General features: G+C 40.3%; 1 protein-coding gene. It reads left to right on the forward strand.

The window, feature by feature from the left end:
* The coding region (locus AC1DND_RS28330) for a hypothetical protein (protein ID WP_477586237.1) at window positions 1-1078 on the forward strand (1078 nt) is incomplete at its 5' end.
* Between the last annotated feature and the right edge of the window lie 41 nt (window positions 1079-1119).

The following is a 1119-nucleotide window of genomic DNA, read 5'->3' on the forward strand; positions in this document are numbered from 1 at the left end:
ATGTACCACAGGAAAAAAAGCCTTACAAAAAGGTGATTACGATGCTTCGGTTGCTAAAGCAGTAAGCAGGCTGCAAAACTCGCCAAAAAATAGTGAGGCTATGGAGGTGCTAAAAACAGGATACGATTTGGCCTTACAGGATCATTTAAGAAAAATTGAAGAGGCTAAAATGTCTAACGACCTTTTCAGATGGGAATCGGTGATGTACGATTATCAAAAAATTAATCAATTGGCTGATGAGATCAATAGCTGCCCAGCCTGTTTAACGGTTGTTCCAGGTCCGACAAAATACATCAATGAACTTGCTGATAGCAAATACAATGCTGCTGCCGCAAGGTATAACTCAGGTTTGGGCTATTTGAGAGAAAATAACCGCCAGTCGGCAAAAAAGGCATACTACGAATTTGAGAAAACACAGAATCTTCAGCCAAATTATAAAGATGCCAAAGCCAAAATGGAGGATGCTTATTGGGCAGCGGTAACCAGGGTTGTGGTACAGCCGATTATTGTAAACAGCGGCATGTACAAATTAAGCGCTGATTATTTTCAACAGCAGATCGATCAGTTTATTGGAAATTACTCGAGAAATAAGTTTGTGATATTTTATGGCGAGGCCCAGGCAACAGATCAAAAAATTGTTCCCGATCAGGTATTGAGTTTAAACTTTGATGATTTTGTGGTAGGCCAAACCTATGTAAAAGAAAGGGTAGAAAAGTTGAAACGCGACAGTGTGGTAATTGGCGAAACCCGTGAGAAAAAACCAATTTACGGCACGGTTAAAGCCACCTTAAGTATTTTCGAAAAGAACATCTCTTCGTCGGGATTATTGGATATGAGCATTACCGATTGGAGCACAAAAAAACTGGTACGCCAGCAGAAATTCCCTGGAACTTATGTATGGAGAGATAATTGGGCAACCTATAAAGGTGATGATAGGGCGCTCAGTAAACAACAATTGGCCATTACCCGAAGGAGGGAGCAACTGCCTCCACCACCCAGTGCTTTGTTTTTAGAATTTACCAAACCCATTTACAACCAGCTGGTTGATGATATCAGTTATTATTATAATAATTACTAGGACTTAACCGCCCTGTTTATGGATGTAGTATAGCAATGTCT

It is taken from the genome of Pedobacter sp. 01N416, from assembly GCF_056399685.1.